Origin of the sequence: Rhodococcus sp. NPDC056516 (genome assembly GCF_042794655.1) — a bacterium.
GTDB lineage: Bacteria > Actinomycetota > Actinomycetes > Mycobacteriales > Mycobacteriaceae > Rhodococcus_F.
Window position 1 is genome coordinate 13,281 of the sequence record NZ_JBHTTG010000001.1, and the last position, 19,197, is coordinate 32,477.

The 19,197-nt window shown below is 63.9% G+C and carries 20 protein-coding genes; 12 read left to right on the forward strand and 8 right to left on the reverse strand.

Annotation, left to right across the window (positions count from 1 at the left end; genetic code table 11):
- The first annotated feature begins 9 nt into the window (after window positions 1–9).
- Window positions 10–204, forward strand: a complete 195-nt coding sequence (locus ACFQ6Y_RS00060) for a ferredoxin (RefSeq protein WP_378627404.1) — start codon at window positions 10–12, stop codon at window positions 202–204.
- On the forward strand, window positions 201–1,397 hold the full coding sequence (locus tag ACFQ6Y_RS00065) for an NAD(P)/FAD-dependent oxidoreductase (protein ID WP_378627407.1): 1,197 nt from the start codon (window positions 201–203) through the stop codon (window positions 1,395–1,397). The genes ACFQ6Y_RS00060 and ACFQ6Y_RS00065 overlap by 4 nt, the downstream gene beginning before the upstream one ends.
- Window positions 1,398–1,460: 63 nt before the next feature.
- Here the strand turns inward: ACFQ6Y_RS00065 and ACFQ6Y_RS00070 are convergent, their stop codons facing one another.
- Genes ACFQ6Y_RS00070 through ACFQ6Y_RS00100 form a run of 7 tightly spaced genes read right to left on the reverse strand, consistent with a single transcriptional unit; the run spans window position 1,461 to window position 8,429 of the window.
- Complete coding sequence (locus tag ACFQ6Y_RS00070) at window positions 1,461–1,874, reverse strand: acyl-CoA thioesterase (RefSeq protein ID WP_378627410.1); 414 nt, start codon at window positions 1,872–1,874, stop codon at window positions 1,461–1,463.
- 19 nt (window positions 1,875–1,893) lie between these two features.
- Complete coding sequence (locus ACFQ6Y_RS00075) at window positions 1,894–3,048, reverse strand: CaiB/BaiF CoA transferase family protein (RefSeq protein ID WP_378627414.1); 1,155 nt, start codon at window positions 3,046–3,048, stop codon at window positions 1,894–1,896.
- A 4-nt stretch (window positions 3,049–3,052) separates the two neighbouring features.
- A complete protein-coding gene (locus tag ACFQ6Y_RS00080; RefSeq protein WP_378627419.1) occupies window positions 3,053–3,841 on the reverse strand; it encodes an enoyl-CoA hydratase/isomerase family protein in 789 nt (262 codons plus the stop codon).
- A gap of 16 nt (window positions 3,842–3,857) precedes the next feature.
- Window positions 3,858–5,015, reverse strand: a complete 1,158-nt coding sequence (locus ACFQ6Y_RS00085) for an acyl-CoA dehydrogenase family protein (RefSeq protein ID WP_378627423.1) — start codon at window positions 5,013–5,015, stop codon at window positions 3,858–3,860.
- 27 nt (window positions 5,016–5,042) lie between these two features.
- The gene (locus tag ACFQ6Y_RS00090) at window positions 5,043–6,569 is read right to left on the reverse strand and encodes a class I adenylate-forming enzyme family protein (protein ID WP_378627427.1); all 1,527 of its coding nucleotides are present in this window, start codon (window positions 6,567–6,569) and stop codon (window positions 5,043–5,045) included.
- A 13-nt stretch (window positions 6,570–6,582) separates the two neighbouring features.
- Window positions 6,583–7,479 carry an SDR family NAD(P)-dependent oxidoreductase gene (locus tag ACFQ6Y_RS00095; RefSeq protein WP_378627431.1) on the reverse strand — a complete coding sequence of 299 codons (897 nt, stop codon included), beginning with the start codon at window positions 7,477–7,479 and terminating at the stop codon, window positions 6,583–6,585.
- Window positions 7,476–8,429, reverse strand: a complete 954-nt coding sequence (locus ACFQ6Y_RS00100; protein WP_378627460.1) for an acyl-CoA thioesterase — start codon at window positions 8,427–8,429, stop codon at window positions 7,476–7,478. The genes ACFQ6Y_RS00095 and ACFQ6Y_RS00100 overlap by 4 nt, the downstream gene beginning before the upstream one ends.
- 223 nt (window positions 8,430–8,652) lie before the next feature.
- Here ACFQ6Y_RS00100 and ACFQ6Y_RS00105 point away from each other — a divergent pair, with 223 nt between their 5' ends.
- The 6 genes from ACFQ6Y_RS00105 to ACFQ6Y_RS00130 are packed head-to-tail and all read left to right on the forward strand — an operon-like array spanning window position 8,653 to window position 13,541.
- Window positions 8,653–9,840 (forward strand): lipid-transfer protein, encoded by a 1,188-nt coding sequence (locus ACFQ6Y_RS00105; protein WP_378627462.1) that lies wholly within the window; start codon window positions 8,653–8,655, stop codon window positions 9,838–9,840.
- 1 nt (window position 9,841) lies between these two features.
- Window positions 9,842–10,303 carry a MaoC family dehydratase N-terminal domain-containing protein gene (locus ACFQ6Y_RS00110; protein ID WP_378627465.1) on the forward strand — a complete coding sequence of 154 codons (462 nt, stop codon included), beginning with the start codon at window positions 9,842–9,844 and terminating at the stop codon, window positions 10,301–10,303.
- Window positions 10,300–10,710 (forward strand): MaoC/PaaZ C-terminal domain-containing protein, encoded by a 411-nt coding sequence (locus ACFQ6Y_RS00115; protein ID WP_378627467.1) that lies wholly within the window; start codon window positions 10,300–10,302, stop codon window positions 10,708–10,710. The genes ACFQ6Y_RS00110 and ACFQ6Y_RS00115 overlap by 4 nt, the downstream gene beginning before the upstream one ends.
- Window positions 10,711–10,742: 32 nt before the next feature.
- Window positions 10,743–11,546, forward strand: a complete 804-nt coding sequence (locus ACFQ6Y_RS00120; RefSeq protein WP_228401825.1) for an SDR family NAD(P)-dependent oxidoreductase — start codon at window positions 10,743–10,745, stop codon at window positions 11,544–11,546.
- On the forward strand, window positions 11,546–12,712 hold the full coding sequence (locus ACFQ6Y_RS00125) for a thiolase family protein (protein WP_378627469.1): 1,167 nt from the start codon (window positions 11,546–11,548) through the stop codon (window positions 12,710–12,712). Before ACFQ6Y_RS00120 ends, ACFQ6Y_RS00125 begins: the two co-directional genes overlap by 1 nt.
- A gap of 31 nt (window positions 12,713–12,743) precedes the next feature.
- The gene (locus tag ACFQ6Y_RS00130; RefSeq protein ID WP_378627471.1) at window positions 12,744–13,541 is read left to right on the forward strand and encodes an enoyl-CoA hydratase/isomerase family protein; all 798 of its coding nucleotides are present in this window, start codon (window positions 12,744–12,746) and stop codon (window positions 13,539–13,541) included.
- Window positions 13,542–13,707: 166 nt separating this feature from the next.
- Here ACFQ6Y_RS00130 and ACFQ6Y_RS00135 read toward each other — a convergent pair whose 3' ends face one another.
- Entirely contained in the window at window positions 13,708–14,904 is a 1,197-nt protein-coding gene (locus ACFQ6Y_RS00135; RefSeq protein ID WP_378627474.1) for a TetR/AcrR family transcriptional regulator, read from the reverse strand.
- Between the two features lie 302 nt (window positions 14,905–15,206).
- On the opposite strand from ACFQ6Y_RS00135, the gene ACFQ6Y_RS00140 reads away from it, so the two are divergent.
- The 4 genes from ACFQ6Y_RS00140 to ACFQ6Y_RS00155 all read left to right on the forward strand — a co-directional run bounded on the left by ACFQ6Y_RS00140 (window position 15,207) and on the right by ACFQ6Y_RS00155 (window position 19,120).
- Window positions 15,207–16,079: an ABC transporter permease gene (locus ACFQ6Y_RS00140; RefSeq protein ID WP_378627477.1), complete on the forward strand. Its 873-nt coding sequence runs from the start codon at window positions 15,207–15,209 to the stop codon at window positions 16,077–16,079.
- 19 nt (window positions 16,080–16,098) lie between these two features.
- Window positions 16,099–16,896 (forward strand): ABC transporter ATP-binding protein, encoded by a 798-nt coding sequence (locus tag ACFQ6Y_RS00145; protein WP_378627500.1) that lies wholly within the window; start codon window positions 16,099–16,101, stop codon window positions 16,894–16,896.
- Window positions 16,897–16,933: 37 nt separating this feature from the next.
- The gene (locus tag ACFQ6Y_RS00150) at window positions 16,934–17,908 is read left to right on the forward strand and encodes an ABC transporter substrate-binding protein (protein ID WP_378627503.1); all 975 of its coding nucleotides are present in this window, start codon (window positions 16,934–16,936) and stop codon (window positions 17,906–17,908) included.
- A gap of 174 nt (window positions 17,909–18,082) precedes the next feature.
- Entirely contained in the window at window positions 18,083–19,120 is a 1,038-nt protein-coding gene (locus tag ACFQ6Y_RS00155) for a LysR family transcriptional regulator (RefSeq protein ID WP_378627505.1), read from the forward strand.
- Window positions 19,121–19,197: the final 77 nt, after the last annotated feature.

Here is a 19,197-nt window from a genome sequence, read left to right on the forward strand (position 1 = left end):
ACCGATCTGATGAGAATTCACATCGACGAAGACAAATGCGTCGGCGGTGGGCAGTGCGTGCTAGCCGCACCCGAAGTGTTCGACCAGCGCGATGAGGACGGCATCGTCGTCCTTCTCCAGGACGCACCTTCGACGGACCTCGCAGCGCAGGTACACGAGGCCGCACTACTGTGCCCGGCACTTGCAATTGTGGTCGAAGAATGACCATCGACCAAGTTGTGGTCGTCGGAGTCTCGGCAGCGGGTCTGACTGCCGCCGAGACACTGCGCCGCGAAGGCTACGCCGGCCGACTGGTGCTGGTCGACAGCGACACGCGGCCTCCGTACGATCGGCCACCGCTGTCGAAGCAGCTCCTTCGGGGGGAGTGGGCAGAGGAGAAGCTCACATTGCGCCCGCCCGCCGCGCTCGAAGGCCTCGACGCCGAGTGGCGACTTGGAGTACGGGCCGAGCAACTCGACCTGGTGTCCCGCGAGGTCGAGCTCTCGGATGGCTCCCGAGCGCCATTCGACGGTCTGGTCGTCGCGACTGGTGTGCGTCCGCGGACGTTGCCGTTCGCGGCTGGCCGTCAGGGTGTACACGTACTGCGCTCCGTTGAGGACGCGCTTGCACTGCGACTGGGAATGGTGCCTGGCGCCGAGGTTGTCATCGTGGGCGCGGGCTTCCTCGGTACGGAGGCAGCCGCGGTGGCTGCTGGACTCGGCTGCCGAGTGACTGTGATCGATCCACTGGACCTACCGCTGGAACGCCAACTCGGTCCTCGGATCGGCAAGCGGGTGGCTCAGCTACACCGCGACCACGACGTCCAGCTTCTCTGCGGGAACGGGGTTACCGGTGTCCGTGAGATCGGCGGCCGCGTGTGCGGCGTCGTTCTGAACGACGGTGCGGAAGTCGCGGCCGACGTGCTGCTCGTTGCGATCGGCGCCGAGCCGGTCACAGACTGGCTGAAGGATAGTGGACTCGTCATCGAAAACGGCGTTCACTGTGACGAGTTCTGCCAGGCCGCGCCAGGGGTCGTCGCAGCCGGTGATGTCGCGTCGTGGCAGCACCCGACACTGGGCCGGCTCCGGCTCGAGCACAGAATGAACGCCACCGAGCAGGGGATGGCCGCCGCCCGGACTTTGTTGGGGCAACGGACTCCGTTCTCGCCGGTGCCTTACTTCTGGAGCGATCAGTACGACGTGCGGATTCAGGTTTACGGCCGTCCCACAGCAGCCGACTTCACCGCTGTGGAGGGATCCCTCGACGACGGACCCTTCGCCGCAGTGCAACGCTCCGTATCGGGTCGTATCACCGCCGTCGCCGGGTGGAACATGCCCCGCCAGCTACGTGGGCTCCGTCAAGAACTCGTGAATCAGCAGGCTGTCCAGTGCAGTGCTGATCGGACGGATTCGAAGTAGTTTCAATCGGCGAAGAGATATCTGGCCGGGCGGTGTGGCGTCGCCACCGCGCCCGGCCAGATTTCACATCTCCGAGATTGTCAGCCGAGGGCGGAACTCGTCAGGGATCGGCCACGGCTTGCGGGTCTCCTCGTCGACGAGCACGATTACCGCCTCGGCAGTCACTGCAGGATCGGCGGCGGTGCACGTGCGAATTGCGCTGTGCACGCGGAAGGACGTCGTTCCGACAGCGGATACCCACACGTCGACGAATAGCGGCGTGGCCTGGTACCAAAGTTCTTGGTGATACTCGAATTCCTGCTTGCGGACCAAGTGCCTCACAGTGGTGGGCAGCGGCTCGAGCAACCCACGTGCGGCGTGCAACGTCACCGGTCGGCCGAGATAGGTGCGCCGCGCCTCTTCGATGATCCGCACCGACGCGACATTGTTGATGTGGCCCTCGGGGCCGAGGTCGTCGTACCGGACCGCGACGGACACTGTCCGTACGGTGTCGAATTCAGTTGACGACATAGGCAGCACGCAGTTCGTCGATCCGTGTCGGTCCAATTCCCGCAGCGAGCAAGACCGTCCCGGTGTCGGCTCCGACGACGGGCGCAGCGACCGGTCGAGGCAGTGGCGTCCCGGAGAATCGCGGCATCGGTGCAGGTTCGATGCTCCCGGATGGACCGACGAGAAAAGTCTGACGCGCCCGGTTGTGCGGGTGGTGCGGTGCCTCGGTCATGTCGAGAACGGGGGAGAAGCTTGCGCCGCGGCCGTCGAAGGTCGTCTCCCACTCGTCACGTTCGTGCTGGATGAACAAGGCGGCGAGAGTCTTACGCATGAGCGGCCATGCGGCACTGTCCGTTCGGTTCGCGAACGTCGGATCCCCAGCAAGGCCCAGGACGCCGAGCAGCGCGCGGTAAGAACGCTCGTCTCCGATGCCGAGAGCGACATGGCGGTCGTCGGCGCAGCGGTAGATGTCGTAGCAGGGGTTGCCGCCGTCGATGCCGTTGGTGCTTCGTTCGACATTCCATCTGCCCGCGTTCCGGAAGTCGTGCACCATCGCCATCATCGTGGCGCTTCCGTCGACCATCGCAGTGTCGACAACCTGACCCTGGCCGGAGGTGCGGCTGTTCAGGACCGCACCGAGAACCCCTAGCGCGAGGAACATTCCGCCTCCCATGTCCCCGACCAGGTTGAGCGGCGGCACCGGCTCGTCGCGGGTACCAATTGCCCCGAGAACGCCGGTGAGTGCAATGAAGTTGATGTCGTGACCAGGATCTTGGGCGAGCGGGCCGTCCTGCCCCCAGCCAGTCATCCGGCCGTACACGAGAGCGGGATTACGCGAGAGCAGCTCCTTCGGCCCGACGCCGAGCCGTTCGGCTACCCCGGGGCGAAAGCCCTCGATGACAGCGTCTACGCCACTGACGAGATCCAGAACGAGATCGGCCCCGCGAGGGTCCTTGAGATCGACGGTGATCGAGCGTTGATTGCGGTGCAGCACAGGGAATGGGTTGTCCCGGCCGGCGTCGCTCGGGCGGTCGACTCGGATGACCTCGGCTCCCATGTCACCGAGGAGCATTCCGGCGAAGGGCGTCGGACCGATGCCGCCCAGTTCGAGTATTCGGACACCGGTGAGCGGACCCCGTGAGGTGGCTGATTTGGTGGTCATAGGGTCAGCTCACGAACTTCGGGGCGCGCTTCTCGACGAACGCCAGCCGGGCTTCTTCGGCGTCCGGCGACGCCAGGCAGGTTGCGAACTGCTCGGCCTCTAGCGACAGGTAGTCGCCGAGAGACAGGGTCGCAGCGGCCTTGAGGTTTCGCCGCGCAGCGGCAAGCCCGCGAGGCGATTTCGAGGCGATGTGGGCGGCGACCTCCCGAACCCGCGCCGAGAGTTGCTCGGGCGGTAGTACCTCGTTGGCCAGCCCCCATTCGACGATCTCCGCGCCGCGGATTTTCGGCGAGAGCAGCATCAGCTCTGCTGCCTTGGCCGGGCCGAGCATCCGCGAGAGCTGCCACGGCCCACCGAGATCGCCGCCGAAGGCGACGTCGACGAAGGCCGTGCGCATCACCGTCGTCGTCGAGACGTATCGCAGGTCGGCACTGAGGGCGAACGACATGTTCGCACCGGCGCAGCCGCCCCTGACCTCCGCGATGACCGGCGTGTTCATGTCGTGCATCTGGGTGATCAGACGGGTGTAGCGCATCAATCCGGTCCGACCCGAGAGGTGGTCCCCGGGAGGGTACGGTGCCGGATCGGTGCCGGAGTTGTCACGGCCTACGCCGAAATGGTCACCCGTACCGGTGAGAACGACGACTCGGACGGACGGATCCATCTCGGAGCGCTCGAGCGCGTCGAGAAGTCCGTCGGCCATTTCGAAGTTGAAGGAATTGCGACGCTCGGGACGGTTCATCGCGATAGTCGCGATGCCGTCCTCGATTGTGAACAGAACGGTGTCGGTCATGGTTGTCCTCCAGGCCTTACAGGCCCATGTCCTTCGCGATGATGGTCTTCATGACTTCGGTGGATCCACCGTAAATGCGGTTGACTCGCAAGTCGGCGAACATCCGGGCGATGGCGTACTCCCGCATGTAGCCGTAACCGCCGTGCAGTTGGAGGCACTTGTCGACAACGCGGCCGGCCATCTCCGTGGTCTGCAACTTGATACGCGCCGCATCGGCTGCGGTTAGTTCGTGATCGCTTTCCAGTTCGATGCCACGATCGACCAGGGCCTGACTCGCTGCTACCTCGGCGTCGCACTCGGCGAGCACGAACTTGGTATTCTGGAACGCCGCGACAGGCTTGCCGAAAACCTTCCGTTCTTGGACATATTCGCAGGTCATATCCACTGCGGCACGCGCACGCGCGACGGCGTCGACACCGACGATCAGCCGCTCCCGGGGAAGGTTCCGCCCGAGATAACTGAAGGCCGCCCCCTCCTCGCCGAGCAGATTCTCGACCGGAACATGCACGTCGGTGAACGACAGTTCGTTGGTGTCGCTGGCCTTGAGTCCGATCTTGTCGAGGTTGCGGCCGAACTCGAAGCCATCGGCGTCTGTGGGAACGACGATCAGGCTCAATCCCGCGCGTCGGTCGGTTTCGCTCGGCGTCGCCGTACGGGCCGCGACGACGCACAACTCGGAGTTTCGGGCACCGGAGATGAACGTCTTCGCGCCGTTGATCACGTAGTGGCGGCCGTCGGGGGAAAGCCGGGCCGAAGTCCGGATTCCGGCGAGATCGGAGCCGGTGCCGGGCTCGGTCATCGCGATGCACAACAGGATGTCGCCTGATGCGATACCCGGCAGCCAACGCTGCTTCTGCTCGTCGGTGGCAAGGCCCAGCAAGTACGGCAGTACCATTCCGGTGCTCAGGCCGTAGTGGCCCAAGTGCACGCACGCTCGCGCGACTTCTTCGGAGATGATCGCCTGGTATTTGAAGCTCACCTCGCCTGGCCCGCCGTACTCCTCGGGGATACCGAAACCGGTGACGCCGATCTTGCCCATCTTGCGGAAGAGATCCCGCGGCACCATCCGGTCGTGCTCCCACTCCGTGTAGGAGGGTGAGACCTCGGTTGCGATGAAGCCGCGAATCATGTCACGAAACGCATCGTGGTCGGCGTCGTAGATCTTGCGTTGCATTGTCGAACTCTCCTTGTGTCGTCTGGCTCAGCTAGCCGCGATGGTGTCGCGCAGCTTGCCTTTGATGATTTTTCCGGTGCCGGTCATGGGCATTTCGTCGACAATCGTCAGACTGCGCGGTGCCTTGTACCCGGCGATCCGGTCCTTGACGAAGGCCCGTACTTCCTCGATCGACGCGTCCTGTCCGGGTCGTAGAACGACGACGGCGTGTACCCGTTCCCCCCAGTCCGCGTCCGGGACGCCGATCACGGCGCAAGCCGCGACGGCGGGATGCCCTGCGAGCACGTTCTCGACTTCGGCGGGGTACACGTTCTCGCCGCCGGAGATGATCATGTCCTTGAGACGGTCGGCGATCCAGAGGTAACCATCCTCGTCGAGGTAGCCTCCGTCGCCGGTTTGGAGCCAGCCATCACGGATCGTGGCTGCCGTTTCGTTGGGTTTGTTCCAGTAGCCCGCCATCACATGGTCACCGCGGGTGACGATCTGGCCGACCGTCCCCGAGGGCACCGGGTTACCGTCGGGGTCGACGACCTCGAGTTCGATGCACGGGGTCGCCCGACCGACCGATCCGAGCTTGCGGCCGGCCCGGTGGTCGGGCCCGTTGAGCATTGTCAGGCAACCGGTTTCGGTCATGCCGTAGACGTGGACGAGTTGCGTGTGCGGCAAATTTTTCATGACCAGCGCGAGCAGGCTGTCGGGGGTCGCCGACGCGCCGTATCCGATGAATTCGAGGCTGCTCAGGTCGTACGACGCGAAATCCTCGTGCTCGCAGATTCGTTGGATCATCGTCGGTACCAGTGCGCATCCGGTGACGCGGTGTTCCTCGATCGTGCGCATTGCGTTTTCCGGCGAGAATGTCGGTACGAACACGAGCTTGCCGCCGAGCAGTTGCTGGGAGTACCAGCCCAGTAGGGCGCCGATGTGAAAGAGCGGGCCGGTCAACATGGTGACGCCATCCGCGCGGACTGCCGCCCCGGACATCTGATAACTCAGTAACCCGGTGAGAAACGAGCGGTGGGTGATCATCGTGCCCTTGGCAGCGCCCGTGGTGCCGCCGGTGTAGAGCACGAACGCGAGGTCGTCATCCGATCGGTGCGCGTCGGCGACCGGTTCAGCACCCGCGATCAACTCGTCGTAGGCCGCGGCGCCCTGGGGCGCCTCACCGCGTCCGATGTAGACGATGGTCGCGAGGCCGGGGACCTGCTCGCGTATCACCGGCACCATGGGGGCGAAGGCTTCGTCGACGAACACTACCTTGCACCCAGAGTCGTTGAGCGCGTATGTGATTTCGGCTGCCGACCACCGTGTGTTGAGCGGGCTCGGTACCGCCCCCGCCCACCAGCTTCCATGGAAGACTTCATGGTGCCTATCGGAGTTGAGCGCGACGATCGCAACCCGGTCGTTGTCGCCGACGCCGAGCGCGTGTAACGCGCCCGCGAGCCGGGCGACGCGATCAGCCGACTGAGTCGAGGTGAAGACGCGGTCGGCGTCGATGGTCAGGACGTCATCGGCCCAGTAGCGAACCGCGCGGTGCAAGGCATGGGTGAGGTACATCGGGTCAGACCTTTCAACTCATGATGTTCGGGCGAACGATCTCCAGTGCGTGGGGAAACGACTCGTCTTCCATGATCGCGGCGAGTTCGGTGACGCTCCAGCTGTGGTCGGCCTCCACGACGTGACCGACTGAGAACCCGCGATAGAGGCCGACATGACCACCGGTCACGGAAAAGACCTGCCCGGTGAACGGGCAGTCTGCTTTGACGAGGTATGCGACCAGTGGCGAAGCGTTTCGCGGGTGGAACTTGTCGAACGCATCTTCGTCCTTCGGCGCGGCGACGGCTGCAGCGAGTCCGGGCGACGAGGTAACCATCGCGGTCCGGGCGGCCGGCGAGATCGCGTTGGCGCGGACGCCGTAGTGGCCGAGTTCGGCCACCGCGAGGAGTGCCTGCGCGGCAAGACCGGCCTTGGCCGCGGCGTAGTTCCATTGTCCGACGTTTCCGTGCAGGCCCGCGGCCGATGTGGTGTTGACGATCGAGCGGTCGGCCTGACGGCCTGCCTTGCTTTCTGCCCGCCAGTGCCGTGCGGCTGCCCGGGTTACCGAAAAGGCGCCCTTGAGATGGACGTCGACAACGAGGTCGTAGTCCTCCTCGGACATGTTCCAGACCATCGCGTCGCGAACGACGCCCGCGTTGTTGACGATTGCATGCATGTCACCAAAGGTGTCGAGCGCAGCCTCGACAAGGCGCTCGCCGGTCGCCATTTCCGCGACGCTGCCAGCGACGCCGACCGCTTTGCCGCCAGCTGCGATGATTTCCGATACGACGTCGGCCGGGTCGGCCAGGTCGTTGACGACAACCCGCGCCCCCTCACGTGCCATGAGGAGTGCGTGCTCGCGACCGATGCCGGCGCCTGCGCCGGTCACGATGACGACCCTGCCGTCCAGTTGTCCTCTGTGTTGACTCACTTTTCGTCCTTTGTGTTGGAAAGAAGCCGGACCACCGACTCCTGGGCGGCGCTGGCAACCATCGTTCCGTTGGGGGACCAGAAGGAGCCCTGGTTGAATCCCCGCCGAGACGCGATGCTGATACTCGCCTGACGCAGAAGCAGCCAGTCGTCGGCACGCAGCGATCGATGAAACCAGACGGAGTGATCGATCGAAGCCAACCCGACTCGACCGGGCTCGCGGCGCAGCGGATACATCACCTCGTGCTCGATCGCCGAGGACTGCGCGAGTGTGCTGTCCGACAGATATGTCAGAGCGCAGGCGTGCACGAGCGGGTCGTCGGGCAACGGGTGGCGTGAGCGCAGCCAAATGTCCTGACGGACAGCGCCATCGCTGTCAGGTGCGGTGGGACCCGTCGGCCGCGGCACGATGCGCGCCTCGATCGCGCCGGCGTAGACCGCCTCGGCATATGCCTCGGGATGTAACGAGCGCCACACGTCGTACATGTCGGGTGCAGTGTCGGGAGCGGGCACGACCGGTGCGACCAGATGTCGCTCGCTGTCGGCAGTCGGACGCACGAAAGACGCTGTCATCACGAATATTTCGGAACCGTCCTGAACTGCGGCCACCTGGCGTGCGCTGTAGGTGCGGCCGTCTCGGCTTCGTTCGACGTGGTATTCGATGATCTGGTCCGGTCGGCCTTCGCGCAGGAAATATCCGTGTAGCGAGTGTGGAACTCGATCGGCATCGACGGTCGCTCCCGCGGCGGCGAGTGCCTGGGCGGCGACCTGGCCACCCATTACTCGCTTCGGTGCGCCCGCGTGGCCGAGTCCGTGGAAGGTGTCCGTGCGGTGCGGCCGAACGGAGACGAGGTCGGCCAGTGGTGCGGCCGTGGTGAAGTCAGGGTTTGGCTCGGGACCGTCGATCGAAGCGTTCGTTTCGAGCTTCGTCGGACTTGTCTGATGGGCCACGGCATCCTCCTTTTCGCTGGCGAACAGCCCCTACTTGCTACCGTTCTGACTCTAACGATAATTCACTTTACCCTGCTGGTGTCAAGATGGTTCCCGAATCGTCAGTTACTTTGCGGATCGCAGCCCCTTCGTTGACGACCTGGATCCGACTCCGCCTCGCGCAGTCTTGACAGTGCGCCTCTCGACGTTTAAAAGTTAATAGCTATTAGGCGAGGAGGCCAAAATGAAATCTCGAGTGCTGATAGCCGGCGCAGGGATGATCCCCTTTACCAAACCCAGTGTCGGTGCACGGTATGACGATATGGGTGTCGCAGCTGCCCGAGCAGCCCTCGACGATGCCGGCTTGAGTTACGATCAGATCGGCCAGGTCTACGCTGGATATGTTTACGGTGACTCGACTTCCGGTCAAAGGATTGCGTACCAGCTGGGGATGACTCGTATTCCCGTCCTCAACGTCAACAACAACTGTGCGTCCGGGTCGTCGGCACTGTGGTTGGCCCGCCAGGCAGTCGCGAGTGGTGCAACCGAATGTGCGCTAACTATCGGTTTCGAGCAGATGCCGCCGGGCGCCCTCACCGCGAAGTGGACGGACCGGCCCGCTCCGCTGTCGGCGTTCCAGTCCTCACTCGAGGACATCTACGACGTCGACCCCGCACTGCCGATGACGCCGCAGTACTTCGCCGCCGCAGCGCAGGAGTACTTCGACATCACGGGCGCCACCGTCGAGACGCTGGCCGCCGTCGCTGTGAAGGCTCGTAGGCACGCGGGCAACAACCCACTCGCCGTCTTCCGCACTCCGATCACCGTCGAGGACGTGCTTGCCTCGCCCACCGTCGCTGGTCCGCTGACCCGGCTGCAGTGCTGCCCGCCAACTTCCGGCGCAGCCGCTGCCGTCGTGTGCACAGAGGAGTTCGCCCGCAAGCACGGCGTCGACCCACAGGTCGCGATAGTGGCGCAGGCGCTGGAATCCGACGACGCGGACCTCTTCGACACTCGGAGCGCGATCTCCCTCGTCGGGTCGGACGTGACCCGTCGAATTGCCGAGCGCGTGTACGACGAGGCCGGAGTAGGCCCAGCCGACATCGACGTCGTCGAGCTGCACGACTGCTTCACCATCAACGAGGTGCTCACCTACGAGGGGCTCGGTCTCTGTGAAACCGGCGGCGCCGAGAAGTTCATCGCAAACGGCGACAACACCTATGGCGGCCGCGTGGTCACCAACCCGTCCGGTGGTCTGCTCTCCAAAGGCCATCCCCTCGGTGCCACCGGTCTCGCGCAGATCGTCGAGCTCACTCGACAACTGCGCGGCACCGCGGGCGACCGGCAGGTGCCGAACGCCCGGCTCGGCCTGCAGCACAACCTCGGCCTGGGAACAGCCGGCGTCGTAACCCTTCTGGAGAGGCTCTCGTGAGATGACTACCCCCATCGACCCCGCGCTCGTCGGTACTCGCACCGAGGAGTTCTCGACCTCCGCCGAACGTGGACGGCTCCGATTCTTCGCCGAGGCCACCGGCCAGACCGACCCGCTCTACAGCGACCTCGACGCGGCAAGAGCCGCCGGCCACCCCGATCTCCCGATTCCGCCGACCTTTTTCTTCTGCCTGGAGATGGACAACCCCAACCGCAGCGACTTCCTCACCCAGCTCGGCGTCGATGTCCGCACCATCCTTCACGGCGGACAGAAGTTCACGTACCACGCGCCTGCGTACGCCGGCGACGTGCTGACTTTCTGGACCGAAGTTACCGATGTCTCCAGCAAGAAGGGCGGCGCGCTGCAGTTCATCGTCCGCGACACCCACGTCGGCGTCTCAGGAAAACCCGTCGCGACACTCACCAGCACGATCGTCGTGCGCGATCCCAAGGCGGCTCGATGACCTCGCCAACCACCACCGGCACCGACCTCGTCCACGGCCAGGAGATCTACCTCGCCTGCCCTCGGATCACCCGCACCGCGCTGGCCCTCTACGCCGGCGCCTCTGGCGACCACAACCCGGTGCACATCGACACCGACGCGTGCCGTGCGGTCGGCATCGACGACGTCTTCGCCCACGGGATGCTCTCGATGGCCTATCTCAGTCGGCTGCTCACCGACCACTGGGCGCAGGAGCAGATCGTCTCCTTCGAGGTCCGCTTCAGCGCGATCACCCCCGTCAACAGCGCGCCGACGTGCACGGGCACCGTCACGAGGGCCGACGACAGCGTCGCCCATCTCGACCTCACCGTTGCTCTGCCCGACGGCACCGTCACGCTGCGTGGCGCTGCCGTCGTGCGGCTCGGCTGAACCAGACCCTCTCTCACAAAGGAAGAATTGACATGCCCACACTTCAGGACAAAGTAGCGGTCGTCACCGGTTCCGGTCGCGGAATCGGACGCGCCGTGGCGCTCAAGCTGGCAGCCGAAGGAGCCAAGGTCGTCGTCAACGACCTCGACGACGCGCCCGCCAAGGAGACCGTCGAGGACATCGTCAGGGCAGGAGGGCAGGCCGTCGCTTGCGTCGGCTCGGTCACCGCGCCCGACTTCGCTCAGCGCTTCGTCGACACCGCAGTCGAGAACTTCGGCGGCATCGACATCATCGTCAACAACGCCGGCTACATCATGGACAACGTCATCCAGCGGATGACGGACGAGCAGTGGGACAGCGTCCTCGAGATGCACCTGACCGCGCCGTTCAAGATCCTGCGGGCGGCCGCCCCGTACATCAAGTCGAACCCGACCGAGTACCACCGCAAGGTCGTCAACGTCTCGTCGGTCTCGGGCGTCTACGGCAACCCAGGCCAGGTCAATTACGCTGCCGCGAAGGCCGGCGTCATCGGTTTGACCAAGACCCTCGCCAAGGAGTGGGGCCGCTACCGGGTCAACGTCAACGCTGTTGCCTTCGGCTTCATCCTGACCCGGATGACCGAAGCTGTTGCGAGCGAGGACACCGTTGTCGAGATCGAGGGCCGCAAGATGAGGGTCGGTGTCAGCCAGGCCGCAATGGACAGTGTGCAGAAGACCAGCCCGCTCGGACGCCCGGGTACGCCCGAAGAAGCAGCAGGGGCGATCTACGCATTGTGCCTGCAGGAGATGAACTACGTCTCCGGTCAGTGCGTCACCGTTGATGCGGGTGCCCGATGATGCGTGACGCCGTTATCGTCGAGGCTGTTCGGACTCCGGTCGGGAAGCGCAAAGGTTCACTCTCCCAATTGCATTCGGCAGATCTCTCTGCCATCGTCCTCAACGCGCTCATTGAGCTCACGGGCCTCGACCCCGCGCTTGTGGACGACGTGGTTTGGGGCTGCGCCATCCCCATCGGCATGCAGAGCGGTGGCATCGGCCGAGCGTCGGTGCTCGCCGCGGGCTGGCCCGAGTCCGTCCCGGCTGTAACGGTCGAGCGCCAGTGCGGTTCGTCTCAGCAGGCGGTGCACCAGGCCGCTGCGGGTGTCATCTCGGGGCAGTACGACATCGCCGTGGCCGGTGGTGTGGAGATCATGAGCGCCGTTCCGGCGCAGGCGGCGCTCGGCGACGGTTCGTGTGGAGAACCATTTGGTCCTTCGGTGTTGCAGCGTTACAACGGAATGCGCTTCCATCAAGGTGTGGGCGCACAGATGATCGCCGACGAGTACGGCCTCACCCGCACGGACCTCGACCAGCATGCGCTCGATTCTCACGCGCGTGCCGCGCAAGCGATCGACGAGGGGCGATTCAAGAACCAGATCGTGCCCGTCGAGATCGTCGAAGAGGACGGCGCAACAAGACTTTTCGACACGGACGAGGGCATCCGTCGCGGCTCCACGATCGAGGGGCTCGGTGCACTAAAACCGGCCTTCGGGGGCGACGGAACCATCACTGCCGGCAACGCCTCGCAGATCTCCGACGGTTCGGCCGCACTGCTCGTCACGACCAGTGAGATCGCACAGAAGAAGGGCTGGCGCCCACTGGCGCGTATCCATACTGCTGTGGTCGCGGGTACCGACCCGGTCACCATGCTCAAGGGCCCGATCCCCGCGACCGCCAAGGCGCTGGCCAAGGCGGGTCTGGACATCGACGACATCGGAGTCTTCGAGATCAACGAGGCTTTCGCACCGGTAAGCCTCGCGTGGCTGCGCGAGACCGGTGCGTCGTACGAGCGGATGAATCCGAACGGCGGTGCGATGGCGATCGGTCACCCGATCGGCGGTTCCGGCGCCCGACTGATGACAACAATGGTCCACCACATGGTCGACCACGACATTCGATACGGGCTCCAGTCGATGTGTGAGGGCGGCGGGATGGCCAACGCCACGATCCTCGAACGCCTCTGACCCCCGAAGAAACCGAGCAGGAGTAAAAGCTATGGACGAGCTGCAGAAATACGCGTTCGACAACCTCGCCACCACCCGTCGCGGTGCGGTCCTCGAGGTCCGCATCGACCGCCCCGACGACTTCAATGCGATCAATCACGCCACGCATCGTGACTTCATCCGACTGTGGCGCGAGCTGCGCCGCGACACCTCGGTGCGGGCCGTCGTACTGACCGGAAATGGCAAGGCTTTCTCGGCCGGCGGCAACCTGAAGGGTCCGCGGATGTCGGCGGGTCAGGAGCTCGACGACTTCTTCCGCGACGCGCGGTCGATCATCGTCGACCTGCTCGAGGTGCCGCAGCCGATCATCGCCGCCATCAACGGCCCCGCAATCGGTTTGGGTGCGACGATTGCCTTGCTCTGCGACGTCACTTACGCCTCGCGCACCGCCATTATCGCTGACCCCCACGTCAACGTGGGTGTCGTCGCCGGTGACGGCGGCGCGATCGTCTGGCCCTGGCTGGTCGGCATGGCCCGGACCAAGGAGTATTTCTTCACCGGCGACAAGATCGACGCGACGGAGGCTGAACGCATCGGCTTGATCAACCACGTCGTCGAACCCGACGAGCTGCTCGACGCCGCGCACACGTTGGCCCAGCGGCTGGCCGGTGGGCACACTCGGGCCATTCAGGGAACCAAGCAGGTCCTCAACGCGATCCTGCGCGATACCGCCAATACGGTCCTCGACTTGGCACTGTCTGTGGAGAAGGAGTGTTTCGCCTCGGGCGACCATGCCGTAGCGGTCGAGCAGTTCTTTGCCCAGCGAGCGATGGAAAATCAGAACGCTTGAACTGCAAAAGGTTTCGTTGTCTGCCGCCGAATTTCGAGTGGCCTTGACGTACCCCGGGATCCGGCCGTGCTCCTACGGTCGGATCCAGATCGGGTTGCAATGGCATCACAGACAAACGTATTTCGGCAGCATCACGTGCCGCCGACCACCTTAGATCTGACTCCTCTCAGACCAGCAGGTTGGCGGTGTCGAACTTCTCTTCGATGCCGAGGACGGCGTGCCCGAGCCGCCGAAGAGGTTGGCGCTGCTCGGTTTTCCGCAAGGGAAGGTGATGTCGCATGGAGTCGATCACGCGCTGCGCCGACCGGACCAGTGCTTCTGTGTCGGCCTGGCTCAAGTCTTGCCGGCTGGCTGCGAGCAATACTGCCCACTCGTTGATGTAATCCTGCTGCGCCCGCCGGATCGGGGTGCGCTCCTCTGCAGGGACGTTGACGATCCCGGTTGTCAACGCCACGAGTGCGTCACCTTGAGCGACATTGATCCGGACGAATGACGCGAGCGCCAACTCGAGTGCCTCGGCGGGGTCGTCAGTACTCGACAGCACCGCTGCCAGGTCGAAATTCAGCGCTTCGAGACAACGCAGGATAATGTGCGAGAGTATCGCCGACTTGCCCGGAAAGTGGTGGTAGAGAGTCGGTCCCGAAATACCGGCCGCAGCGCCGATATCGTCCATGCCGACTGCCTGGAAGCCGCGTTCGGCGAATAGGTGAACGGCAGCAGCCAATGCGGCCTCACGCCGGGATGCGAAGCTCAGCTCGCTGGACGGCGGTGGAGGCAGCGGTGCCGGTGCCGCGGGCAGCAGTCGGGGCATCTCGGTTACCGCGGTGGCGGCGGCGACCATGAGCTGTCGACCTCGCTCGCGGTCGACCTTTGCGCGCTCGAAAGCTCGGGCACTGTTCATCACTGCATGGACGGCCCACGTCAGTGCGTCGGCGTCGGATTCGGTCAGATCGGGGCGCGCCTCGACGAGCGCGGTTCTCAACGGCTCCAGCGCTGCGAGATGGCGTTCGGTGAGCTTCGACTGTATCGCCGGCTCGAGGAAGGGGCTGGTGCGTTCCCACAGGGTATTGACACGGCCCGGACGCAAGAGGGCCTTCGCGGCCTCGTCGAGGATCGCGGGTAACTCCGTTGCGCTCGTGTAGATCCGTTCGATCTGTTCGATTTCGAGTTCGATCGCGGCCGTCAGCAGGTCGGCCTTGCTGCGGAAGTGGCGATAGAGGGCTGGACCGGTGATACCCACCTCGGCGGCAATATCTGCTACCGAGGTGTCGTGGAAGCCCTTTCTTTCGAACTGTTGCGCGGCGGCCGTTACGATCAGTTGTTTGCGATTGCGCGGGCGGCGCTGAGGAGACCCCTCGGACATTTAATGGCCCTCTCGTGGCGGAACGCCGATCGGCGTAGCGCAGATGTTAGCAGGCGTTCGAATTTCTCGACGTGATTCTCGACCTGCTCGGAACTCGTTCACGAATCGATCGAAGGCAGCACTCATTTTCGTAAAGTAAATGACTTCGTTATTTTTGAGAAAACTGGGCTTCCCTCAAAAAATGCTCATATGCACTGTTGACGTGGGGGACTCTAGGTGCAATGTTATTAATTACTCGGGTCGCGTACGAATTCGAGTTCTGGCGTCGCGGAGCGTAGGCCCGCCGCAACTTAGGAGCCCTCATGTCGCAAATCACTGCCGACGAGCAGTCGATGCATCGCAAGGACGACGTGCCGCCCGGCGCGCCGGTACCCGCGCCGGTGAAGGACCGGCGAACGCGAACCGCGCGGAGATCGACGCTGTTGATCCGCGGAGCGCAACTTGCGCTCGTGGTCGTCTGGCTCGGCGCGTGGGACCTGACCGCGCGCTACCAGTGGATCACTCCGATTCTGGCCAAGTCGCCGAAGCAGTCATGGGACTACTTCGTCGCGGCCGTGAAAAACGGGGAACTCTGGTCCAACGGCCAGGCCACGATGCTTGCCGTCGTGATCGCCTGGGTCGTTGCCAGCAGCGTCGGCGTTGTCGCTGGTATCACTCTTGGCCTCCTGCCGACCTTCGAGCGCATTCTCGCGCCGTTCCTCGACGCGGCCAACGCAATGCCCCGAATCGCTCTCGCGCCGTTCTTCATCGTTGCCTTCGGCATCGGCACAGAAGCCAAAGTGGCACTGGCCAGCACGCTCGTGTTCTTCATCGTGTTGTCAGCGTCACGGGCCGGAGTCCGGTCGGCCGACTCCGAGTGGCTACGCCTGTCGGCAGTTCTCGGCGCGAAGAAGCACCACCTGTTCTGGAAGGTCATGCTGCCGGTAGCGACTCCCGCGATCATCGCCTCGCTCCGACTCGGTCTGATCTACGCATTGCTCGGTGTCGTCGGATCCGAGTTGATCGCCGCCGAAAACGGCCTCGGCCAGCTGATCGCCAAGTACTCGTCCCTGTTCCAGCTCGAGGCGGTCTACGCGATCCTGATCTTGCTCGCCGTCATCGCCGTCGCTCTGAACCAGGTCATGGGATCCATCGAGAGGCGTCTCCTCCGCTGGCAGCCCCCGGCCGACCACTGATCCCAAGGAGACAACCGCCATGAACAGCACCACCGTCAGAGCCGCTACCGAGAAGGTCGAGCGCGGCGACACGATGATCCGCCTGCACCAAGCCCGAGTCACCTTCGACAAACCCGAGGGCGGTACCCGCACGGTGCTGCACGACATCGACCTCGACATCGCGGCCGGACAGTTCGTCGCCCTGGTCGGGCGCAGCGGCTGCGGCAAGACCACCCTGCTGAATATGATCGCTGCGCTGGTAGAACCGTCGTCCGGCTCGATCGAGGTCCATGGCACCACTCCCAGAGAGGCCCGCCGTCATCTGGGTTTCATGCTCGCCCGAGACGCGCTGCTCCCATGGCGTTCCGCGCAGGGCAATGTCGAGTACGGGCTGGAACTACGCGGCATCGACCGCACCACCCGGCGCAAGGTTGCCCGTGACTGGCTGGGGCGCGTACACCTCGGTGGCTCCGAACGGCTGTGGCCGTGGCAGCTGTCCCAAGGCATGCGCCAGCGGGTCGCTCTCGCCCGCACATGGGCCCTCGATCCTGACGTTCTGCTGATGGACGAGCCCTTCGCAGCTCTCGATGCCCGAACTCGGATCTCGGTTCAGCAGGAGTTCCTCGAGTTGTGGCAGTCGGGACCCCAACGCACGGTCGTCTTCGTCACCCACGATCTGGGTGAGGCAATCGCACTCGCGGACCGCGTCGTCCTCCTGGGCGAGGGCAAGATCCTCGACGATGTCGAGGTTTGTATCGAACGACCTCGTGATCTGGAGAGTGTGGCCGCCCACCCGCGTTACCAAGAACTGTACGAGCGATTCCGAGCATCCCTTTGAATTTTCGGTCCCTTCGAATCCAGGAGATCCAGGCGTGATGAAAACCAAGATTCTGTCCCTCTGCGGCGCGCTTGCGCTGCTTGCGGGAGCCGTTGCGTGCGGCTCGTCCGACGCTGACAGCGGCAATTCCAACAAGATCAATGTCGGCTCGTTCCCCGGCACCATTTACACCTACCCACTCGGTGTCGCCGAGACGAAGGGCTTCTTCACCAACGAGGGCCTGGATGTGACACTGATCGACGGCAAGTCCGGCCCCGAGATTCTGTCAGCGATGATCGGCGGCAGCACCCAGATCACCTTCGGGCAACCAGGCGTCATCGTTCCCGCCGGAGCCCAGGGCCAGGAACTCAAAGTGCTCGGCCCCTACTCGCGCGGCAGGGTCGTCATGGTGGCGACCGAGGAATCCGGCATCACCTCGCTCGACCAACTCCCGGGCAAGAGGTTTGCGGTCCCGCAGCGCGGCGATTCCAACGAACAGCGAACCCTGAACGTACTCGACGAGTTCGGTATCGACGGCACGGCGATCACCTTCATCGGCACCGGTTCGCCGGCCACGACGGCTGCCGCTATCGCGAACGGTCAGGCCGACGCGAGTGTCCTCGGCCTGACGACGTACGAGTCGCTACTTGCCAAAGGCACCAAGCTTCGCATCATCGCCGGTTCCACCGAGGGCACGATGGGTGAACGAGGCAAGAATGACGTGACCGGCATGTTCGCCACCACGAAGCAATTCTGGGACAAGAATCCCGACGCTGTCGGCAAGTTCTGCCGAGCGATGAGATCCTCGATCGAGTGGATTGCAGACGACGCCAACTCCGATGAGGCCACCAAGATTCTCATCGAGTGGACCGGTCTGTCCGAGGACACCGCCCGCGGCGTTTGGGAGAGCGAGCGCAATACCTTCAGCATGGATCTGAGCGAGCAACTTTGGGACGCCAATGTTTCCTACGTCGATCCGAATATCGACCCGAAGTACAACGCTATTGTCACCAACGGATGCCCTTCGAGCTAACCAACGCGAACAGGGGCGATTATCCCGTCCGTGACGGGCCTGTTCGGACTCGACGACTTCAACCGTCCTTCGAACCCCCAAACAGGTCATCGCATCTGATCGAAGTTCAGGTGGCGGCCGGATCAGCCCTTGACGACGCTCTCGACTGAGTTGCCAGTGCGCTACGTTGCCAGCATGGACGTGCGGCAAATGGAGTATTTTCTTGCGGTTGTCGACAACGGCGGCATCAACCGTGCCGCATCGGCGCTCCATGTGGCTCAGCCGTCGTTGTCTCAGTCGATTCGCAAGCTCGAGAGTGAACTGAAAACGGAGTTGTTTCACCGCGTCGGCCGGGGTCTTGTACTCGCCCCGGCCGGCGAGGCGTTGGTCGGCCCGGCGCGCAGAGTACTGCGCGAAATGGACGCGGCACAGGTCGCTGTTCGTGAGGTTCGGGCGCTCGAGCGAGGCCGCATAGACATCGCAGCTCTATCCGACATGTCCACCGATCCACTGTCGGTCTGGGTTGCGCGCTTTCGGGTGAAATACCCCAACATTCGTATGCGCATCGAGGAGCGTGACGACCTCGCCGGGGTGCTCGAGTTGGTGAAGTCCGGCGCCTGCGAACTTGGCGTGACCATGTTGCCGCTTCCCCGAGAGGAGTTTGCGAGCGCAGACGCCGTCCGTCAACGATTTGTTCTCGTACTACCGCCGGGTACTGGTGACGATTTGCCCGACCCCGTCCCCCTCGAGATGCTCGACCGTATCCCTTTGGTCATGGGTGGACGTAACACCGCCAATCGGGATTACGTCGAGAGAATGCTTCGCGAGAGTGGTGTCGAACCTTATGTTGCCGTCGAGGTACCTCAGCGCGGCGCTGTGGTTCCGATGGTTCTCTCCGGTGGTGGTGCAGCGATCCTCTCGATGCGCGTCGCGGTTGAGGCAATGCAGCGCGGTGCAGAGGTCAAAGATCTGACTCCATCCCTCAGCCGCGACATCGGGTTCGTACACCGCGTCGGTCGAACCACCGAAACTGCTACGGCATTTCTGGACTACTCGAACCTCCTGGTCGGACAGTGGGACCGAGCTGTGGACCGACAAATGGCCCTAGGACATTCACGGATAGAAGCAACCTCGACGATCGTCGCGGCAATGGAGCGCCGCAATGTGGCGGCGTTTCGCAACGAATCCCCGGTCGAGCGGGTTCCCGACGATCTTCTGCCGCCCGACCTATAGGCAATTGCAGTCGATGCAGCCCGAATTGCGTCTTTGACGCTGTCGATATCTCGTCGTTTGATGTGATGAATGCCGTT